Annotated in this window: 15 protein-coding genes; 10 read left to right on the forward strand and 5 right to left on the reverse strand. The window is 70.2% G+C overall.

Annotation, left to right across the window (positions count from 1 at the left end; translation table 11 throughout):
* Positions 1-118 precede the first annotated feature (118 nt).
* The 7 genes from OG730_RS31095 (at position 119) to pgi (ending at position 9,140) form a co-directional block, all read left to right on the forward strand.
* Complete coding sequence (locus OG730_RS31095; RefSeq protein WP_327307342.1) at positions 119-3,076, forward strand: M14 family metallopeptidase; 2,958 nt, start codon at positions 119-121, stop codon at positions 3,074-3,076.
* 208 nt (positions 3,077-3,284) lie between these two features.
* Positions 3,285-4,289 carry a type I glyceraldehyde-3-phosphate dehydrogenase gene (gene gap, locus OG730_RS31100; RefSeq protein WP_243338363.1) on the forward strand — a complete coding sequence of 335 codons (1,005 nt, stop codon included), beginning with the start codon at positions 3,285-3,287 and terminating at the stop codon, positions 4,287-4,289.
* Positions 4,290-4,429: 140 nt separating this feature from the next.
* Positions 4,430-5,641 carry a phosphoglycerate kinase gene (locus OG730_RS31105; RefSeq protein WP_327307343.1) on the forward strand — a complete coding sequence of 404 codons (1,212 nt, stop codon included), beginning with the start codon at positions 4,430-4,432 and terminating at the stop codon, positions 5,639-5,641.
* 6 nt (positions 5,642-5,647) lie between these two features.
* The gene (tpiA, locus tag OG730_RS31110) at positions 5,648-6,436 is read left to right on the forward strand and encodes a triose-phosphate isomerase (protein WP_327307344.1); all 789 of its coding nucleotides are present in this window, start codon (positions 5,648-5,650) and stop codon (positions 6,434-6,436) included.
* Positions 6,437-6,586: 150 nt separating this feature from the next.
* Positions 6,587-6,817 carry a preprotein translocase subunit SecG gene (gene secG, locus OG730_RS31115; protein WP_327309495.1) on the forward strand — a complete coding sequence of 77 codons (231 nt, stop codon included), beginning with the start codon at positions 6,587-6,589 and terminating at the stop codon, positions 6,815-6,817.
* 178 nt (positions 6,818-6,995) lie between these two features.
* Positions 6,996-7,331 carry an RNA polymerase-binding protein RbpA gene (locus tag OG730_RS31120; RefSeq protein WP_007263454.1) on the forward strand — a complete coding sequence of 112 codons (336 nt, stop codon included), beginning with the start codon at positions 6,996-6,998 and terminating at the stop codon, positions 7,329-7,331.
* Positions 7,332-7,487: 156 nt separating this feature from the next.
* A complete protein-coding gene (gene pgi, locus OG730_RS31125) occupies positions 7,488-9,140 on the forward strand; it encodes a glucose-6-phosphate isomerase (RefSeq protein ID WP_327309496.1) in 1,653 nt (550 codons plus the stop codon).
* A gap of 69 nt (positions 9,141-9,209) precedes the next feature.
* On the opposite strand, the gene pgl is transcribed toward pgi, so the two are convergent.
* The 5 genes from pgl to tkt all read right to left on the reverse strand — a co-directional run bounded on the left by pgl (position 9,210) and on the right by tkt (position 15,929).
* On the reverse strand, positions 9,210-9,992 hold the full coding sequence (gene pgl, locus OG730_RS31130) for a 6-phosphogluconolactonase (RefSeq protein ID WP_327307345.1): 783 nt from the start codon (positions 9,990-9,992) through the stop codon (positions 9,210-9,212).
* A 114-nt stretch (positions 9,993-10,106) separates the two neighbouring features.
* Positions 10,107-11,156 (reverse strand): glucose-6-phosphate dehydrogenase assembly protein OpcA, encoded by a 1,050-nt coding sequence (opcA, locus tag OG730_RS31135; protein WP_327307346.1) that lies wholly within the window; start codon positions 11,154-11,156, stop codon positions 10,107-10,109.
* Positions 11,153-12,682, reverse strand: coding sequence for a glucose-6-phosphate dehydrogenase (gene zwf, locus OG730_RS31140; RefSeq protein WP_250742320.1), 1,530 nt, complete (start codon positions 12,680-12,682; stop codon positions 11,153-11,155). The genes opcA and zwf overlap by 4 nt, the downstream gene beginning before the upstream one ends.
* 5 nt (positions 12,683-12,687) lie before the next feature.
* Positions 12,688-13,806 (reverse strand): transaldolase, encoded by a 1,119-nt coding sequence (gene tal, locus OG730_RS31145; RefSeq protein ID WP_327307347.1) that lies wholly within the window; start codon positions 13,804-13,806, stop codon positions 12,688-12,690.
* Positions 13,807-13,841: 35 nt separating this feature from the next.
* A complete protein-coding gene (tkt, locus tag OG730_RS31150; RefSeq protein ID WP_327307348.1) occupies positions 13,842-15,929 on the reverse strand; it encodes a transketolase in 2,088 nt (695 codons plus the stop codon).
* Between the two features lie 279 nt (positions 15,930-16,208).
* Between tkt and OG730_RS31155 the strand changes: the two genes are divergently transcribed.
* The 3 genes from OG730_RS31155 (at position 16,209) to OG730_RS31165 (ending at position 18,858) form a co-directional block, all read left to right on the forward strand.
* Complete coding sequence (locus OG730_RS31155) at positions 16,209-17,156, forward strand: heme o synthase (RefSeq protein WP_327309497.1); 948 nt, start codon at positions 16,209-16,211, stop codon at positions 17,154-17,156.
* Between the two features lie 100 nt (positions 17,157-17,256).
* On the forward strand, positions 17,257-17,607 hold the full coding sequence (locus OG730_RS31160) for a hypothetical protein (RefSeq protein WP_327307349.1): 351 nt from the start codon (positions 17,257-17,259) through the stop codon (positions 17,605-17,607).
* Positions 17,608-17,748: 141 nt separating this feature from the next.
* Positions 17,749-18,858: an amidohydrolase family protein gene (locus OG730_RS31165; RefSeq protein ID WP_327307350.1), complete on the forward strand. Its 1,110-nt coding sequence runs from the start codon at positions 17,749-17,751 to the stop codon at positions 18,856-18,858.
* Positions 18,859-18,921: the final 63 nt, after the last annotated feature.

The raw sequence follows: 18,921 nt of genomic DNA on the forward strand, positions 1-18,921 counted from the left end.
GTGCGGGCCCCTTTCCGGTATGCCCCATTGACATGAGCATGTGCGGGTCGTGAGCCTGTCGTCCGAAGCCTTCGTGGCAGACGGAGACTTTCGTGGCAGACGACGCCCAGGGGGGCACATGAGGCACCGCGCGAGATCGATCCTCGCCGCAAGCGCATTCGTCTTCGGCACCACACTGGCCGCACTACCCGCTGCGGCCCAGGCCCAGCCCGGCGCGGCGGACCGGTCCGCCGCCGACGAGGTACGGGTCTACGACGCCGACATCACCAAGGAGCAGGTCCCGCTGGTCCTGGCGGCCGGCCAGGACGCGCACGAGCTCTCCGAACGCGCCCCGCAGAGCGGGACCGCCAAGGTCGAGCTCTTCCTCACCGGCGGTCAGGCCAAGGACCTGGAAGCCCAGGGGATCAAGCTCGCCGAACGCAAGGTCGCGGCCAAGGCCGCGGCGCGCACGCTGGCGGCCGGCGACGGGGTCTTCCGCCCGTACAGCGGCAAGGGCGGGCTCCAGGAGGAGATCCTGCGCACCGCCCAGGAGAACCCCGGCCTCACCAAGGTCGTCTCCATCGGCAAGACCGTCCAGGGCAAGGACATCCTCGCCCTGAAGGTGACCAAGAACGCCAAGAAGACCAGGGACGGCGCCAAGCCCTCCACGCTCTTCATGTCGAACCAGCACGCCCGTGAGTGGATCACCCCCGAGATGACCCGGCGGCTGATGCACCACACCCTCGACGGCTACGGCAAGGACCCGCGGATCACCAAGCTGGTGGACTCCACCGAGCTGTGGTTCCTGCTGTCCGCCAACCCCGACGGCTACGACTACACCTTCGCCCCCGACGGCCAGCGGCTGTGGCGCAAGAACCTGCGCGACAACAACGCCGACGGCAAGATCACCGCGGGCGACGGCGTGGACCTCAACCGCAACTTCGCCTACAAGTGGGGCTACGACAACGAGGGCTCCTCGCCCAACCAGTCGAGCGAGACCTACCGCGGCGCCAAGGCGGCCTCCGAGCCCGAGACCGTCGCCCTGGATACGTTCCAGAAGCGCATCGGCTTCGACTACGCCGTCAACTACCACTCCGCCGCCGAACTGATCCTCTACGGCGTGGGCTGGCAGGTGGCCACCCCCACCCCCGACGACATCGCCTACAAGGCGCTCGCCGGCACCCCCGAGAACCCGGCCGTCCCCGGCTACTACCCCCAGGTCTCCTCCGAGCTCTACACCACCAACGGCGAAGCGGACAGCCAGGCCGCCAACGCCAACGGCATCATGATGTTCACGCCGGAGATGACCACCTGCCAGACGGCCTCCGCGATCGACCCGGCCGACCAGTGGAAGCCCGAGGACTGCGCCTCCGGCTTCAACTTCCCGGACGACGAGAAGCTCATCCAGGCCGAGTTCGCCAAGAACATCCCCTTCGCGCTCTCCGTGGCCGAGAGCGCCGAGCACCCGGACCAGCCGAAGTCCTCCCTGGGCCTGACCGCCGCGGACTTCACCCTGGACCCCTTCACCACCTCCTACGCGGCCCGCGGCGAGGACCAGAAGGTCGCCGTCACCGCCCGCAAGGCGCTGAAGGACAAGGAACTCAACTACCGGATCAACGGGGGCCGCACCCACGACGAGGACCTCGAAGCCTGGAAAGGCGGCGAGACCTACGGCGGCGACGACAACAACTGGTTCGACGAGTACCGCGCCGAGGTCGAGGGCGCCCGGCCCGGCGACAAGGTCGAGGTCTGGTTCACCGGCCGCGACCGGGGCAAGCAGGTCTCCAGCGGGCACTTCACGTACACGGTGGCCGAGCGGCCCCGCGCCGACGTGCTGGTGATCGCCGAGGAGGGCGCCCCGGCGCAGCACGCGCAGGAGTACGTGGACGCCCTGAAGGCCAACGGCAAGAGCGCGGCGGTCTGGGACGTGGCCGTCCAGGGCGCCCCGCACCACCTCGGAGCCCTCTCCCACTTCCGTACGGCCGTCCACTACACCGGGGCCAAGTCCCCGGGCGGCGACACCCAGCTGGCCGTGCGCGACTTCCTCAACGAGGGCGGCAAGCTGATCGAGGCCGGCGAGCTGGCGGGCGGCAACGCCCAGGTCGGCCGCGCCGTGACCAACGACTTCAGCCAGTACTTCCTCGGCGCCTACGGCCGCGCGGGAGTCACCGGCCCCACCGGCTTCACCGGCGCCGGCTCCCTGACCGGAGCCAAGGGCGCCCTCGGTGACGCCACGGGCAACCCGCTCGACCGCCCGGGCTCCTACACGGTCACCTCCGACACCCTGCCCGCGGCGCAGTTCCCGCAGTTCAAGAGCGCGCAGGCGGGCCAGTACGCCGGAGTCGTGAACCCGTACGCCCCGTACGCGGGCGCCTCGATGGCCTCGGCCACGCACGACGACGACGACTGGAAGCGCCTCACCCGCACCATCGACCTCACCGGTGTCACCGCGGCCGACCAGCCGAAGCTCAAGACGGCGCTCAACTGGAACACCGAGGAGGGCTACGACCACGCGGTCCTGGAGTCCCGTACCGCGGGCGGCGACGACTGGACCACGCTGCCCGATCTGGGCGGCCTGACCACCACCACCGTTCCTGAGGAGTGCGGGGCCGGGTTCTTCGTCAACGACCACCCGTTCCTGCGCCGCTACCTCACCCTCGACGCCGGCGGCTGCGCCCCGCAGGGCACCAGCGGTGCCTGGAACTCCTTCACCGGTTCCTCCGGCGGCTGGAAGCAGGTCTCCTTCGACCTGAGCGCCTACGCGGGCAAGACCGTCGAGGTCTCCCTCGCCTACATCACCGACCCGGGCTCCGGCGGCCGCGGGGTCTTCGCGGACGAGGCCCGCGTCTCGATCGGCGGCACGGACCAGGCGGCCGAGGGATTCGAGTCCTCGTTCGGTGTCTGGACCGCCCAGGGCGCACCTGCCGGAAGCCCCGATGTTCCGGGCGATTGGTCCCGGTCGGGCGAGCTGTTCAAGTCCTACGCCTCCGTCACTACGCGTGACACCGTGCTCCTGGGCTTCGGCCTCGAACACGTGCCGGCCGCGGCCGACCGCGCCGTACTGGTCGGTAAGGCCCTCAGGTCGCTGAACCACTGATCAGAGGCCCTGCCCGCGCTCACCGTGCGTGACCGGGCACAAAGTCCCCGAGGTCCCGTACTCGTCCTGGAGTGCGGGGCCTCGGGGCGTGTCACAGGATGGTCGATGTCACTCCGAAGCTCACGGAGAGGTAGTGTCGTAAGCGGTCGGGGACATCCCATACAGCTCGCTGGCGGACAGGCCGGCGCACCAACGAGGAGATCGGTTCGTGACGATCCGCGTAGGCATCAATGGTTTTGGCCGAATTGGCCGCAACTACTTCCGGGCGCTCCTGGAGCAGGGAGCGGACATCGAGATCGTCGGTGTCAACGACCTGACTGACAACGCAACCCTGGTTCACCTCCTCAAGTACGACACGATCCTGGGCCGCCTCAAGGCCGAGGTCAGCCACACCGACGACACCATCACCGTCGGCGGCAACACCTTCAAGACCTTCGCCGAGCGCGACCCCGCGAACCTCCCCTGGGGCGAGCTGGGCGCCGACATCGTCATCGAGTCGACCGGCATCTTCACCAAGAAGGCCGACGCCGCCAAGCACATCGCGGCCGGCGCGAAGAAGGTCCTCATCTCGGCTCCGGCCAAGGACGAGGACATCACGATCGTGATGGGCGTCAACCAGGAGAAGTACGACGCGGCCAACCACCACGTCATCTCCAACGCCTCCTGCACCACCAACTGCGTGGCGCCGATGGCCAAGGTCCTCCTGGAGAACTTCGGCATCGTCAAGGGCATGATGACGACGGTCCACGCGTACACGAACGACCAGCGCATCCTGGACTTCCCGCACTCGGACCTGCGCCGGGCGCGCGCGGCCGCCGAGAACATCATCCCGACCACCACCGGTGCCGCCAAGGCCACCGCGCTGGTCATCCCGGAGCTGGCGGGCAAGCTCGACGGCATCGCGATGCGCGTCCCGGTCCCCACCGGTTCCGTGACCGACCTGGTCATCGAGCTGGAGCGCGAAGTCACCAAGGACGAGGTCAACTCGGCCTTCCAGAAGGCCTCTCAGGGCCAGCTGAAGGGCATCCTGGACTACACCGAGGACGCGATCGTCTCTTCCGACATCGTGAACTGGCCGTACTCCTGCACCTTCGACTCCTCCCTGACCATGGTCCAGGGCAAGAGCGTCAAGGTCATCGGCTGGTACGACAACGAGTGGGGCTACTCCAACCGCCTCGTCGACCTGACCGTGTTCGTCGGCGGTCAGCTCTAAGCACCAAGGCAGGCACCACGATGTGAGCACCGGGGCTCGGGCAGCGCGATGAAGCGCTGTACGGGCCCTGTTGCTTGCCTCGTACCCCTCTCACCCCGCACGGGTAAAGTCCTGGGCTGGGAAAAGGAGTAGAAAACAGCATGAAGACGATCGACGAACTTCTCGCCGAGGGCGTTTCCGGCAAGCGTGTCTTCGTACGCGCCGACCTCAACGTGCCCCTCTCGAACGGTGAGATCACCGACGACGGCCGCATCCGCGCCGTGCAGCCGACCATCGCGAAGCTCGCCGAGGCCGGCGCCCGCGTGGTCGTGGCCTCGCACCTGGGCCGCCCCAAGGGCGCCCCGGACCCGGCCTTCTCGCTGGCGCCCGCCGCCGCCCGCCTCGGCGAGCTGCTCGGTACGGACGTCGCGTTCGCCACCGACACCGTCGGCGCCTCCGCCAAGGAGACCGTCGCGGCCCTCGCCGACGGCCAGGTCGCCGTCATCGAGAACCTGCGCTTCAACGCCGGTGAGACCGCCAAGGACGACGCCGAGCGCGGCGCCTTCGCGGACCAGCTCGCCGAGCTGGCCGACATCTACGTCGGCGACGGCTTCGGCGCTGTCCACCGCAAGCACGCCTCGGTCTTCGACCTCCCCGCGCGCCTCCCGCACGCGGCCGGCTACCTCATCGCCACCGAGGTCGGCGTCCTGAAGAAGCTGACCGACGAGGTCAAGCGCCCGTACGTGGTCATCCTCGGCGGCGCCAAGGTCTCCGACAAGCTGGCCGTCATCGACCAGCTGCTCGGCAAGGCCGACCGCATCCTCATCGGCGGCGGCATGGCGTACACCTTCCTCTACGCCAAGGGCTACGAGGTCGGCATCTCCCTGCTCCAGAAGGACCAGGTGGACGTCGTCAAGGAGTACATGGAGCGCGCCGCGAAGAACGGTGTCGAACTGGTCCTCCCGGTCGACATCCTCGCCTCCAAGGACTTCCCGGACCTGAAGACCAAGGCCCCGGCCGACTTCATCACCGTCGACGCGGACAAGATCCCCGCCGACCAGGAGGGTCTGGACATCGGTCCCAAGACCCGCGAGCTGTACGCCTCGAAGATCGCCGACGCCGAGACCGTCTTCTGGAACGGTCCCGTGGGCGTCTTCGAGCACCCCGACTACGCCGGCGGCACCAGCGCCATCGCGCAGGCCCTCGTCGACAGCAGCGCCTTCACCGTCGTCGGCGGTGGCGACTCGGCCGCCGCGGTGCGCACGCTCGGCTTCGACGAGAACGCTTTCGGCCACATTTCGACCGGTGGCGGCGCCTCCCTCGAATACCTCGAGGGCAAGACGCTCCCCGGCCTCGCCGCTCTGGAGGTCTGAACCCTGATGACTGAGAACACCGCCGGCCGTACCCCGCTGATGGCGGGCAACTGGAAGATGAACCTCAACCACCTCGAGGCCATCGCCCACGTCCAGAAGCTCGCCTTCGCCCTGGCCGACAAGGACTACGACTTCGTCGAGGTCGCGGTGCTGCCGCCCTTCGTCGACCTCCGTTCGGTCCAGACCCTGGTCGACGGCGACAAGCTGAAGATCAAGTACGGCGCCCAGGACATCTCGGCGCACGACTCCGGTGCCTACACCGGCGAGATCTCCGGCCCGATGCTCTCGAAGCTGAAGTGCACGTTCGTGGCCGTCGGCCACAGCGAGCGCCGCCAGTACCACGGCGAGAGCGACGAGATCTGCAACGCCAAGGTCAAGGCCGCCTACAAGCACGGGATCACCCCGATCCTGTGCGTCGGCGAGGGCCTGGACATCCGCAAGGCCGGCCAGCAGGTCGAGTACACGCTGAAGCAGCTCGACGGCGGCCTCAAGGACCTCCCGGCCGAGCAGGCCGAGTCCATCGTGATCGCGTACGAGCCCGTCTGGGCGATCGGGACCGGCGAGGTCGCCACCCCCGACGACGCGCAGGAGGTCTGCGGTGCCATCCGCGTGCGCCTCGCGGAGCTGTACTCGCAGGAGCTGGCCGACAAGGTCCGCATCCAGTACGGCGGCTCGGTCAAGTCCGGCAACATCGCCGCGATCATGGCCCAGCCCGACGTCGACGGCGCCCTGATCGGCGGCGCGGCGCTGGACGCGGACGAGTTCGTGAAGATCGTCCGGTTCCGCGACCAGTGACGTTCATCGTGAGTATGCGGTAGGGCGGATCCGTCGTACCCTTGCGGGGGCCGAGCAGGCTGAACCAGCTGCCGGCCCCCGTGCTCGTAATCGGCACTGCGGGAACGCCGGAAAGCCAGTAAGCCAGGAAAGTAGGAATCAGCCGTGATTATGGGGTTCGAGATCGCCTTGGTCGTCTTCAGCGCCCTGCTGATGCTGCTCGTGCTGATGCACAAGGGCAAGGGCGGCGGTCTTTCCGACATGTTCGGCGGCGGTATGCAGTCGTCGGTCGGCGGCTCCTCGGTCGCGGAGCGCAACCTCGACCGCATCACCGTGGTGATCGGTCTGCTCTGGTTCGCGTGCATCGTCGCGCTCGGTCTGCTCATGAAGACGAGCAGCTGAACCGTTCTGGCCATTCCGGCAGTCCGGTCGGCTCCCCCCGGCCTATCATGAGGTCCGGCGTCCTTGTCTGGAATGGGTAACTCCATTCCTGGACGGGTGCCCCGCCTTACGTAGACTTGGGCGCCCGCGACGGAATCCACTCACGCTTCGCGGCACCATCACGCAGGGAGTTACGACCGTGGCAAGTGGCAACGCGATCCGTGGTAGTCGGGTCGGAGCGGGGCCGATGGGTGAGGCCGAGCGCGGCGAGTCCGCGCCCCGCCTGCGCATCTCCTTCTGGTGCTCGAACGGGCACGAGACGCAGCCGAGCTTCGCCAGCGACGCGCAGGTGCCGGACACCTGGGACTGCCCGCGCTGCGGGTTCCCGGCCGGCCAGGACCGGGACAACCCGCCCGCGCCGCCGCGCACCGAGCCGTACAAGACGCACCTGGCGTACGTACGGGAGCGGCGCACCGACGCCGACGGCGAGGCGATCCTCGCCGAGGCGCTCGCCAAACTGCGCGGCGAGATCTGACGCGTTCCCGCCGAACGACCGACGTGCCATCCGGCCCGGCCCGCAGGAGACTTGTCTCCTGCGGGCCGGGCCGCTTTGTGTCGGTTGTGCCCCTTCCCATCCCTTAGGTTGGAACCGGCGGGGCACGACAGGACAGGAAGTGGGTTGATGTCCGAGATGAACGCAGACAGCCGGACGAGGCTTAACCGGACACCCGAGTGGGCCGCACTCGGCAAGCACCGGGACGAGCTGGGGCAGACGCATCTGCGGGAGCTGTTCGAGGCGGATCCGGGCCGGGGCACCGGCTACACCCTGCGGGTCGGGGACCTGCACATCGACTACTCGAAGCACCTCGTGAACGACGAGACGCTGGGACTGCTGCGCGAACTGGCCGCGGCGACCGGCGTGGCCGAGCTGCGCGAGGCCATGTTCCGCGGCGAGAAGATCAACACGACCGAGGACCGGGCGGTCCTGCACACCGCGCTGCGCGCACCGGCCGACGCGGTCGTCGAGGTGGACGGGGAGAACGTCGTCCCCGCGGTCCACGCGGTCCTCGACAAGATGGCGGCCTTCGCCGACCGGGTCCGGTCGGGGGAGTGGACCGGCTTCACCGGCAAGCCCATCAAGAACGTCGTCAACGTCGGCATCGGCGGCTCCGACCTCGGTCCGGCGATGGCGTACGAGGCGCTGCGCGCCTTCTCCGACCGGGGCCTGACGGTCCGTTTCGTGTCCAACGTGGACGGCGCCGACCTGCACGAGGCCCTACGCGACCTCGATCCGGCCGAGACGCTGTTCGTCATCGCGTCGAAGACCTTCACGACGATCGAGACCATCACCAACGCCACCTCGGCGCGGGAGTGGCTGCTCGCGGGCGTCGGCGGCGACGAGGCGGCCGTGGCACGGCACTTCGTGGCGCTCTCCACCAACGAGGAGAAGGTCTCCGCGTTCGGCATCGACACGGCCAACATGTTCGAGTTCTGGGACTGGGTCGGCGGACGCTACTCCTTCGACTCGGCCATCGGGCTCTCCCTGATGATCGCGATCGGCCCGGACGCCTTCCGGGAACTGCTCGGCGGATTCCACGCCATGGACGAGCACTTCCGCACGGCGCCCGCCGAGGAGAACGCCCCGCTGCTGCTGGGCCTGCTGGGGATCTGGTACGGCGCCTTCTTCGACGCCCAGTCGCACGCGGTGCTCCCGTACAGCCACTACCTCTCCCGGTTCACCGCGTACTTGCAGCAGCTGGACATGGAGTCCAACGGCAAGTCGGTGGACCGCGAGGGCAACCCGGTGGACTGGCAGACCGGGCCGGTGGTGTGGGGCACGCCCGGCACCAACGGCCAGCACGCCTACTACCAGTTGATCCACCAGGGCACCAAGGTGATCCCGGCGGACTTCATCGGCTTCGCGCGGCCGGTCGGCGAACTGCCGCCCGCGCTGGCGGCCCAGCACGACCTGCTGATGGCGAACTTCTTCGCCCAGACGCAGGCGCTGGCCTTCGGCAAGACGGCGGACGAGGTCCGGGCGGAGGGCGTCGCCGAACCGCTGGTCCCGCACAAGACCTTCGCGGGCAACCACCCGACGACGACGATCCTGGCGGCCGAGCTCACTCCGGCGGTCCTGGGCCAGCTGATCGCGCTCTACGAGCACAAGGTGTTCGTCCAGGGCGCGGTGTGGAACATCGACTCCTTCGACCAGTGGGGCGTGGAGCTCGGGAAGGTACTGGCCAAGCGGGTCGAGCCGGCGCTGACCGACGGCACGGAGGTACCGGGCCTGGACGCGTCCACGCGGGCCCTGGTGGCCACCTACCGCTCGCTGCGGGGCCGCTGACGATCGAATGGCGACAGGGCCCGCTCTCCCCGGGGAGAGCGGGCCCTGTCTGCGTTCTGCGTCTACGGGTCAGGCGGAGGCCGGCGGGTACATGTCCGTGGGGAGCTTCGCCGCCGCCGCGCGGTCGAGGAGCCACAGGGTGCGCGAGCTGCCGCGTGCCTCGGCCGCCGGTGCCTGGATCCCGCCCGCGCCGCCCAGCGCGATCGCCACCGCTCCGGCCTTGTCCTCGCCGGCCGCCAGCAGCCAGACCTCGCGGGCGGCTCGGATCGCCGGGAGGGTGAGCGAGATCCGGGTCGGCGGCGGCTTGGGCGCGCCGTGCACGCCGACGACGGTGCGCTCGCTCTCGCGGGACGCCGGGTGCTCGGGGAAGAGCGAGGCCACGTGCGTGTCCGGGCCGACGCCCAGCATCAGGACGTCGAAGCGGGGGACCGGGCCGTGGTCCTCGGGGCCGGAGGCCTCGCGCAGCTCCGCCGCGTAGGAGGCGGCCGCCGCGTCCACGTCGGCCCCGTACGGGCCGTCGGAGGCGGGCATGACGTGGACCCGGGCGGGGTCGACCGGAACGGAGTCCAGCAGGGCCTCACGGGCCTGTACGTGGTTGCGCTCGGGGTCGTCGGCGGGCACGTAGCGCTCGTCGCCCCACCACAGGTCGATCCGCGACCAGTCGATGGCGTCCCGGGCCGGGGCCGCGGCCAGTGCGGCGAGCAGGCCGTTGCCGTTGCGGCCGCCCGTGAGGACCACCGACGCGGTGCCGCGGGCCGCCTGCGCGTCCACGATCTTCGTGATCAGCCGGGCGGCCGCGGCCTGGGCCATCAGCTCCTTGTCCCGGTGGACGACGACCTGGGGAGTCGTCATACCCATGTGCTGCCGCCTTGTCGGTAGTTCGGGGTCGTGCGGGTGCGGACGCCGCCGCGCGGAGCTGCTCCCGGGTGGGGGGGACAGCTCCGCGCGGCGGGGCCGTTGCCTCGCCTACTTGGCCGCGGCCTTCTTGGCCGGCTTCGCCGGAGCGGGCTTCGCCGCCGGGGCCTCCGCATCGGCCGGGGCCTGCGCCTTGGCCTCCGCCTTGGCGGGTGCCGGCTTCGCCGACCCGGACGTGGCTGCCAGGCGGGCCACGCCGAACTTCAGCGAGGCCTCGTAGGTGTTGTCCGGGTCCAGGCGGCGGAGTTCCTCCGCCAGCAGCTCGGCCGTGTCGCGGCGCTTCAGCGCCACCGCACGGTCGGGCTGCCCCGGCATGCACAGCGTGGCCAGCGCCCCGTCCGCCCGGTCCAGGACGATCCCGCCGCCCTTGGTCTCCAGACGGACCGCGGTGAGCCCGGGGCCCGCCGAGGAGGTGCGCTTGACGGGGACCTGGAGCCGGTCCGAGAGCCACATCGCCAGCAGCTCGCAGCTCGGGTTGTCGTCCTCGCCCTCGACCGTGGCCGAGGACACCGAGTGGACCTGCTGGTCGAGCGCCGCCGCCAGCATGGAGCGCCACGGGGTGATCCGGGTCCAGGACAGGTCCGTGTCCCCGGGCGCGTACGCCGTCGCCCGGCTGCCGAGCGCCTCGATCGGGTCCTCGGCGGAGTAGGTGTCCGTGATCCGGCGCTGGCCGAGTGACCCCAGGGGGTCGCCCGCCAGGTCCTGGGGAGCACCCTCCGGCCACCAGACGACGACGGGCGCGTCCGGGAGCAGGAGCGGGAGAACCACCGACTGGGCGTGGTCGACCAGTTCGCCGTGCAGGCGCAGGACAACCGTTTCACCGGTGCCCGAGTCCGTCCCGACGCGGACTTCCGCGTCGAGACGGGCATCGCGGCGGCTGCGCGGCGAGCGGCTGACCCGCTTGATGACGACGATGATCCGCGAGGGGTGTTCGCGGGACGCGTCGTTCGCCGACTTGAGCGCGTCGTACGCGTTCTCCTCGTCGGTCACGATCACCAGCGTGAGCACCATCCCGATGGCAGGCGTGCCGATGTCCCGGCGCGCCTGCACCAACGAGGCGTTGATCTTGCTGGAGTTGGTCTCCGTGAGGTCGATCTTCATGGCCGGCGCCAGCTCCGTCCGTCTCGTGCGAGCATCTCGTCCGCCTCGACCGGTCCCCAGGTGCCCGACGGGTACTGGGCGGGCTTGCCGTGCGTGTCCCAGTACCGCTCGATCGGGTCGAGGATGTTCCAGGACAGCTCGACCTCCTGGTGGCGCGGGAACAGGTTCGCGTCACCCAGCAGCACGTCGAGGATCAGCCGCTCGTAGGCCTCGGGGCTCGACTCCGTGAAGGACTCGCCGTAGGCGAAGTCCATCGTCACGTCCCGGACCTCCATGGAGGTGCCCGGAACCTTGGAACCGAAGCGCACCGTCACGCCCTCGTCCGGCTGGACCCGGATGACCAGGGCGTTCTGCCCCAGCTCCTCGGTCGCGCCCGATTCGAACGGCAGGTACGGGGCCCGCTTGAAGACGACCGCGATCTCGGTCACCCGGCGGCCCAGGCGCTTGCCCGTCCGCAGGTAGAACGGGACGCCCGCCCAGCGGCGGTTGTTGATCTCCAGGCGGATGGCCGCGTAGGTGTCGGTCTTCGACTTGGGGTCGATGCCGTCCTCTTCGAGGTACCCGACGACCTTCTCGCCGCCCTGCCACGCCGCCGAGTACTGGCCGCGCACGGTGTGCTTGCCCAGGTCCTCGGGCAGCTCCACGGCGGTGAGCACCTTGAGCTTCTCGGCCACCAGCGCCTTGGGGTGGAAGGAGCCGGGCTCCTCCATCGCCGTCAGCGCCAGCAGCTGGAGCAGGTGGTTCTGGATGACGTCGCGGGCCGCGCCGATGCCGTCGTAGTAGCCGGCCCGGCCGCCGATGCCGATGTCCTCGGCCATGGTGATCTGTACGTGGTCGACGTACGACCGGTTCCAGATCGGCTCGAACATCGTGTTGGCGAAGCGGAGCGCCAGGATGTTCTGGACGGTCTCCTTGCCCAGGTAGTGGTCGATCCGGAAGACCTCGTTGGGCGGGAAGACGTCGTGCACGAGCTGGTTGAGCTCCTGCGCACTGGTCAGGTCGTGCCCGAACGGCTTCTCGATGACCGCGCGACGCCAGGAGCCCTCCTTCTGGTCCGCCAGCCCGTGCTTCTTGAGCTGGGCGACGACCTTGGGGAAGAACTTCGGCGGGACGGACAGGTAGAAGGCGAAGTTGCCGCCGGTGCCCTGCGCCTTGTCCAGCTCCTCGATCGTCGACTTCAGCGTCTCGAACGCCTGGTCGTCGTCGAAGTCGCCCTGGACGAAGCGGCAGCCCTGCACCAGCTGCTGCCACACCTCTTCGCGGAAGGGCGTGCGCGCGTGCTGCTTGACCGCGTCGTGAACCTCCTGCGCGAAGTCCTCGTCCTGCCACTCGCGTCGGGCGAACCCGATCAGGGAGAAGCCCGGCGGGAGCAGGCCGCGGTTGGCGAGGTCGTAGACGGCAGGCATCAGCTTCTTGCGCGACAGGTCACCCGTAACGCCGAAAATGACCAGGCCGGACGGCCCCGCGATGCGCGGGAGCCGCCGGTCCTGTGCGTCACGAAGCGGGTTCGCTCCGTTTACAGACAAAGTGTTCAGGCCTCCGTGGGGGCGAGGCGCTCAAGCTCCGCCTCGGTCGACTTCAGCAGGTCGTTCCAGGACACCGCGAACTTCTCGACGCCCTCTTCCTCGAGCAGCTGCACCACATCGTCGTACGAAATGCCCAGCTTCGCGACCGCTGCGAGCTCGGCGCGGGACTGCTCGTACGTGCCGCGGATGGTGTCGCCCGCGACCTCGCCGTGGTCGGCGGTGGCCTCGAGGGTGCCCTCGGGCATGGTGTTCACGGTGCCGGGGGCGACCAGGTCCACCACGTACAGGGTGTCCTTGTACGCCGGGTCCTTGACGCCGGTCGAGGCCCAGAGCGGACGCTGCTTGTTGGCGTGCGCCTTGTCCAGGGCGGCCCAGCGCTCGCTGGAGAACACCTCTTCGTAGGCCTCGTAGGCCAGACGGGCGTTCGCGAGCGCCGCCTTGCCCTTGAGGGCCTTGGCCTCGTCGGTGCCCAGGGCGTCCAGACGCTTGTCGATCTCGGAGTCCACGCGGGACACGAAGAAGGAGGCGACCGAGTGGATCTTGGAGAGGTCCAGGCCCGCGGCCTTCGCCTTCTCCAGACCCGCCAGGTACGCGTCCATGACCTCGCGGTAGCGCTCCAGCGAGAAGATCAGCGTGACGTTGACGCTGATGCCCTTGCCGATGACCTCGGTGATCGCCGGCAGGCCGGCCTTGGTCGCCGGGATCTTGATGAGCGTGTTCGGGCGGTCCACCAGCCACGCGAGCTGCTTGGCCTCGGCGATGGTCGCCGTGGTGTTGTGGGCCAGGCGCGGGTCGACCTCGATCGAGACCCGGCCGTCCTGGCCCTCGGTGGAGTCGTACACCGGGCGCAGGATGTCGGCGGCGTCGCGGACGTCCGCCGTGGTGATCATGCGGATGGCCTCTTCGACGGTGACCTTGCGGGCGGCCAGGTCGGCGAGCTGCTGCTCGTACCCCTCGCCGCCGCTGATCGCCTTCTGGAAGATCGCCGGGTTGGTGGTGACACCCACCACGTGCTGCTGGTCGATGAGCTCGGCCAGGTTGCCGGACGTGATCCGCTTGCGGGACAGGTCGTCCAGCCAGATCGCGACGCCCTCGTCGGAAAGGCGCTTCAGTGCGTCTGTCATGGGAATTGCATCTCCTACTGGTCTGGGTGCGGGAGTCAGCGCGCGGCGGCGGCGAGCGACTCGCGTGCGGCGGCGGTCACGGCTTCGGCGGTGAGGCCGAACTCGCGGTAGAGCACGGCGCCGTCGGCCGAGGCACCGAAGTGCTCCAGCGAGACGATCCGGCCCGCGTCGCCGACGTAGCGGTGCCAGGTCAGGCCGATGCCGGCCTCGACCGCGACACGCGCCTTGACCGAGGGCGGCAGGACGCTGTCCTTGTACTCCTGGGACTGCTCCTCGAACCACTCGACGGACGGCATCGAGACGACCCGGGCCGGGACGCCCTCGGCCTGCAGCGCCTCGCGCGCGGCGACGGCGAGCTGGACCTCGGAACCGGTGCCGATGAGCACGACCTGAGCCGGGCCGCCCTCGGCCTCGAAGAGCACGTACCCGCCCTTGGCGGCGTCCTCGTTGCGCTCGTAGGTCGGCACGCCCTGGCGGGTCAGCGCCAGACCGTGCGGGGCGCCCTTGCCGAAGACCTTGGTGTGGCGCTTGAGGATCTCGCGCCAGGCGACGGCCGTCTCGTTCGCGTCGGCCGGGCGGACCACGTTCAGGCCCGGGATGGCGCGCAGCGCGGCGACGTGCTCCACCGGCTGGTGGGTCGGGCCGTCCTCGCCGAGGCCGATGGAGTCGTGCGTCCACACGTAGGTGACGGGCACGTGCATCAGCGCGGAGAGGCGGACGGCGTTGCGCATGTAGTCGGAGAACACCAGGAAGGTGCCGCCGTAGACGCGGGTGTGGCCGTGCAGGGCGATGCCGTTCATGGCCGCGGCCATGGCGTGCTCGCGGATGCCGAAGTGGATGGTGCGGCCGTACGGGTCGGCCTCCGGCAGCGGGTTGCCCACCGGCAGGAACGAGGAGTTCTTGTCGATGGTGGTGTTGTTGGAGCCGGCCAGGTCGGCCGAGCCGCCCCACAGCTCCGGGATGACCGCGCCGAGCGCCTCGAGCACCTTGCCGGAGGCGGCGCGGGTGGCGACGCCCTTTCCGGTCTCGAAGACGGGGAGCTTGTCCTCCCAGCCCGCGGGCAGCTCGCCCGCGTTGATGCGGTCGAACTCGGCCGCGCGCTCCGGGTTGGCGGTGCGCCAGGCGGAGAACTCCTTCTCCCACGCGGCCTTGGCCTCGCGGCCGCGGTCGCCCAGCGCGCGGGTGTGCGCGATGACCTCGTCGGAGACCTCGAACGTCTGCTCCGGGTCGAAGCCGAGCACGCGCTTGGTGGCGGCGACCTCGTCGTTGCCGAGGGCCGAGCCGTGCGAGGCCTCGGTGCCCTGGGCGTGCGGGGCCGGCCAGGCGATGATCGAGCGGGCCGCGATGAAGGAGGGGCGCTCCGTCTCGGCCTTGGCGGCCTGCAGCGCGGCGAACAGCGCCTTCGGGTCGAGGTCGCCGTTCTCCTGCTGCGCGACGCGCTGGACGTGCCAGCCGTACGCCTCGTAGCGCTTCAGGGTGTCCTCGGAGACGGCCGTCTCCGTGTCGCCCTCGATGGAGATGTGGTTGTCGTCCCACAGCAGCACGAGGTTGCCGAGCTTCTGGTGGCCGGCCAGCGCGGACGCCTCGTGGGAGATGCCCTCCTGGAGGCAGCCGTCGCCCGCGATCGCGTAGATCATGTGGTCGAACGGGGAGGCGCCCGCGGGGGCCTCGGGGTCGAACAGGCCGCGCTCGTAGCGGGCGGCCATGGCCATGCCCACCGCGTTGGCGATGCCCTGGCCCAGCGGGCCGGTGGTGGTCTCGACGCCCGCGGTGTGGCCGTACTCCGGGTGGCCCGGGGTCTTGGAACCCCAGGTGCGGAAGGCCTTCAGGTCGTCGAGTTCCAGGCCGAACCCGCCGAGGTACAGCTGGGTGTAGAGGGTCAGCGAGGAGTGACCCGCGGAGAGCACGAAACGGTCGCGGCCGACCCACTCCGGGTCCGCCGGGTCGTGCCGCATCACCTTCTGGAAGAGGGTGTACGCGGCGGGGGCCAGGCTCATCGCCGTACCGGGGTGGCCGTTACCGACCTTCTGGACCGCGTCGGCGGCCAGGATCCGGGCGGTGTCGACAGCACGCTGGTCCAGTTCGGTCCAGTCGAGCTCTGTGGTCGTCGGCTTGGTGCTCACCGTGGGTCAGGGCTCCTCTCCACATGTCTGGTTCCCGGTGACGAACGGTGCACCGGCGCGATTCCGAGCCTACCCCCGCCACAGCGTGCAGCTATTCGAGTACCCGCGGTCCGCGCGTGACGTCTGAGCGCCGATCGGACCAACACGGGGCGACCGGGGGCGACCCCCGCGCGGGACGAGCCAATGGCTACGTCTAGAGTGGCGTGGTACGCGCAAGCATTTACGCGACCTTCATGTTTAAAAGGTTCACGTCGGAGCTTGCTGGATTCTCTGTCAGGGGTGTGCGTGACGGCCGTCGAATCCCGTCCAGCGGGGGTGCTCGGGACGAGCCCCGGTCACCGGCCGTTCGGGGCCCGGGCCATGGCTTTCGTGGCACTGACCAAGCCGCGGATCATCGAGCTTCTGCTCATCACGACCGTGCCGGTGATGTTCCTCGCCGAGCAGGACGTGCCTTCGCTGTGGCTGGTCCTCGCCACCTGCTTCGGCGGTTATCTGTCGGCGGGCGGCGCCAACGCGCTGAACATGTACATCGACCGCGACATCGACGCGCTGATGGACCGGACCTCGGGACGCCCGCTGGTGACCGGCATGGTCAGCCCGCGCGAATGCCTGGTCTTCGGCATCACGCTCGGCGTCGCGTCCACCCTGTTCTTCGGGCTGCTGATCAACTGGCTGTCGGCCGCGCTCGCGCTCGGCGCGCTCCTCTTCTACGTCGTCGTCTACACGATGCTGTTGAAGCGGCGCACCTCGCAGAACATCGTGTGGGGCGGCATCGCGGGCTGCATGCCGGTGCTCATCGGCTGGTCGGCCGTGAAGAACGAGGTCTCCTGGGCCGCCGTCATCCTCTTCCTCGTCATCTTCTTCTGGACGCCGCCGCACTACTGGCCGCTGTCGATGAAGGTGAAGGACGACTACGCGCGGGTCGGCGTGCCGATGCTGCCGGTCGTCGCGGGCAACAAGGCCGTGGCCAAGCAGATCGTCCTCTACAGCTGGGTGATGGTGGCGGTCTCGCTGCTGCTGACCCCGCTGGGGTACACCGGCTGGTTCTACACCTCGGTCGCCCTGGTCGCCGGCGGCTGGTGGCTCTGGGAGGCGCACGGGCTCAACGCGCGCGCCAAGTCGGGCGTGACGGGCGCGAAGCTCAAGGAGATGCGGCTGTTCCACTGGTCGATCACCTACGTGTCGCTGCTCTTCGTCGCCGTGGCCGTGGACCCCTTCCTCCGCTGATCCTTCGCCGGGTCCTTCTCTGATCCTCTCCGGATCCTTCGGTGGATCCTGCGGCGGCCGGTCCTTCCTCCGCCCGTTACCGGCCGGTAGCATGCCCTCCATGGCAGACACCGAGGAGACCGCCGCCACGGCGGACAAGAAGCAGGACCGTACGGCCGCGAAGCTGGCCAAGCAGATCGGCGCGTTCGCCAAGCTGCACGGCGGAGCCGAGGGCCACCTCGCGCACATCGGCCAGGCGGGCACCCGGATCGTCCTCGTCGGTACCGACGGCGAGTGGGGCGACCTGGTCGCCCCGGCCTACGACACCGCGCGGCTCGCGGCCGGGAAGGCCGGGCTGACCCTCCACGAGGAGTTCGACGGCGAGTTCGCCGCGCGGGTGCGGACAGGGCCGTACGAGTGGTCCCGGATGGCCGGAATGCAGCTGGGCGGAACCGCCAATCCCGCGGCCTGACCCGGTTGATCTTGGCTTGATCATTGGCCTGATCGTTACCGCGTCATCCGCTCGGTCAACAGCGCGAGCAACACCTCACACCCCGCTCACCCGTTAGGACGTGTGGAAGCCCCTTCCTCACGTCCGCAACGGGATGCCCGGATGATCGAAACGCCGCCCCTGGTGGACCAGTACTGCCAGGGAGTGCTCCGCACGGAGCTGGGCCTCGCCACCTTCGAGGCCCAGCTGATCCCCCCGGCCGGCCCGCCCGCCGCCGGCACCACCTTCTTCGACACCCAGGCCGGCTTCGCCGTGCGCCGCTGGTGCCCGCCGCTGCTCGGGCTCGAACCGCACTGCGCCCCCGCCCGCTACCTCGCCCGGCGGCGCGAACTGGGCGCCGCCGAGACGGCCCGCCGACTGCTGCGCGGCTGCGGGGTCGGGGCCCGGCTCCTCGACACCGCAGGGCCCGGGGACCTCACCGGGCCCAAGGAACTGGCCCTGGCGGGCGCGGCGGAGGCCTTCGAGCTGGTGCGGCCGGAGCTGTTGGCCCGGCAGACGGCGGACACCTCCGGGACCGTCGCCGCCTTCCTGGCCAACCTCGCCGGGGCGGTCCACCAGGCCGCCGCCGGGGCCGTGGCCTTCAGCTGCGGTGCCGGGGAGGAGGGCCGCGCCTGGGCGGCGGCCCTGGAGGCCGAGCCCGAGCCGCCCGGTCCGGGCGAGGTGCGGGGCGCGGCCGGGCGCTGGCTGGCGGGGCGGACCAGGGGCGGGGCGGTACGGGATCCCGTACTCCTGCGGCACCTGGCGTGGAGCGCGGTGTCCTCGGGGCTCCCGCTCCAGCTGCACACGGGCGGGGAGTCGGGGGAGCCGGAGCGGCTGACCGGGTTCCTGCGGGCGACCGGGGGTCTGGGAGCCCGGCTGGTCCTGCTCGGCGGGTACCCGCACCACCGGCAAGCGGCGGGGCTGGCCGCGGCCTTCCCGCACGTCCACGCCGACCTCGGGGCGGCGCTGGGGTCCACGGGGGCGCGGGCGGCCGCGGTACTGGCCGAGTGCCTGGAGACCGCGCCGTTCGGGAAGCTGATGTTCTCCGGCGGCGGACGGCAACTGCCCGAACTGCACGCGGTGGGCGCGCTGGGCTTCCGGGAGGCGCTCGGCCGGGTGCTCGGCGGCTGGGTCGCCGACGGCTCCTGGTCCTGGCGGGACGCGGAGCGGGTGGCGGCGATGGTCGCCGCGGGCAATGCCCGCCGCGTCTACCGGCTGGACGAACGGGGCTGACGAACGGGGCTGAAGGGCTGGGCTGAAGGGCTGGGCTGACGGACGGGACCCGCGCGCGGGTCC

The sequence above is a fragment of the Streptomyces sp. NBC_01298 genome (genome assembly GCF_035978755.1).
Taxonomy (GTDB): Bacteria; Actinomycetota; Actinomycetes; order Streptomycetales; family Streptomycetaceae; genus Streptomyces.

Excerpts from the sequence above, each read along its gene's own strand:
- OG730_RS31105 (WP_327307343.1), top strand. The coding sequence starts at position 4,430 with ATGAAGACGATCGACGAACTTCTCGCCGAGGGCGTTTCCGGCAAGCGT.
- secG (WP_327309495.1), top strand. The coding sequence starts at position 6,587 with ATGGGGTTCGAGATCGCCTTGGTCGTCTTCAGCGCCCTGCTGATGCTG.
- pgl (WP_327307345.1), bottom strand. The coding sequence starts at position 9,992 with ATGACGACTCCCCAGGTCGTCGTCCACCGGGACAAGGAGCTGATGGCC.
- OG730_RS31165 (WP_327307350.1), top strand. The coding sequence starts at position 17,749 with ATGATCGAAACGCCGCCCCTGGTGGACCAGTACTGCCAGGGAGTGCTC.
- pgi (WP_327309496.1), top strand. The coding sequence starts at position 7,488 with ATGAACGCAGACAGCCGGACGAGGCTTAACCGGACACCCGAGTGGGCC.
- tal (WP_327307347.1), bottom strand. The coding sequence starts at position 13,806 with ATGACAGACGCACTGAAGCGCCTTTCCGACGAGGGCGTCGCGATCTGG.
- OG730_RS31160 (WP_327307349.1), top strand. The coding sequence starts at position 17,257 with ATGGCAGACACCGAGGAGACCGCCGCCACGGCGGACAAGAAGCAGGAC.
- OG730_RS31095 (WP_327307342.1), top strand. The coding sequence starts at position 119 with ATGAGGCACCGCGCGAGATCGATCCTCGCCGCAAGCGCATTCGTCTTC.
- tpiA (WP_327307344.1), top strand. The coding sequence starts at position 5,648 with ATGACTGAGAACACCGCCGGCCGTACCCCGCTGATGGCGGGCAACTGG.
- opcA (WP_327307346.1), bottom strand. The coding sequence starts at position 11,156 with ATGAAGATCGACCTCACGGAGACCAACTCCAGCAAGATCAACGCCTCG.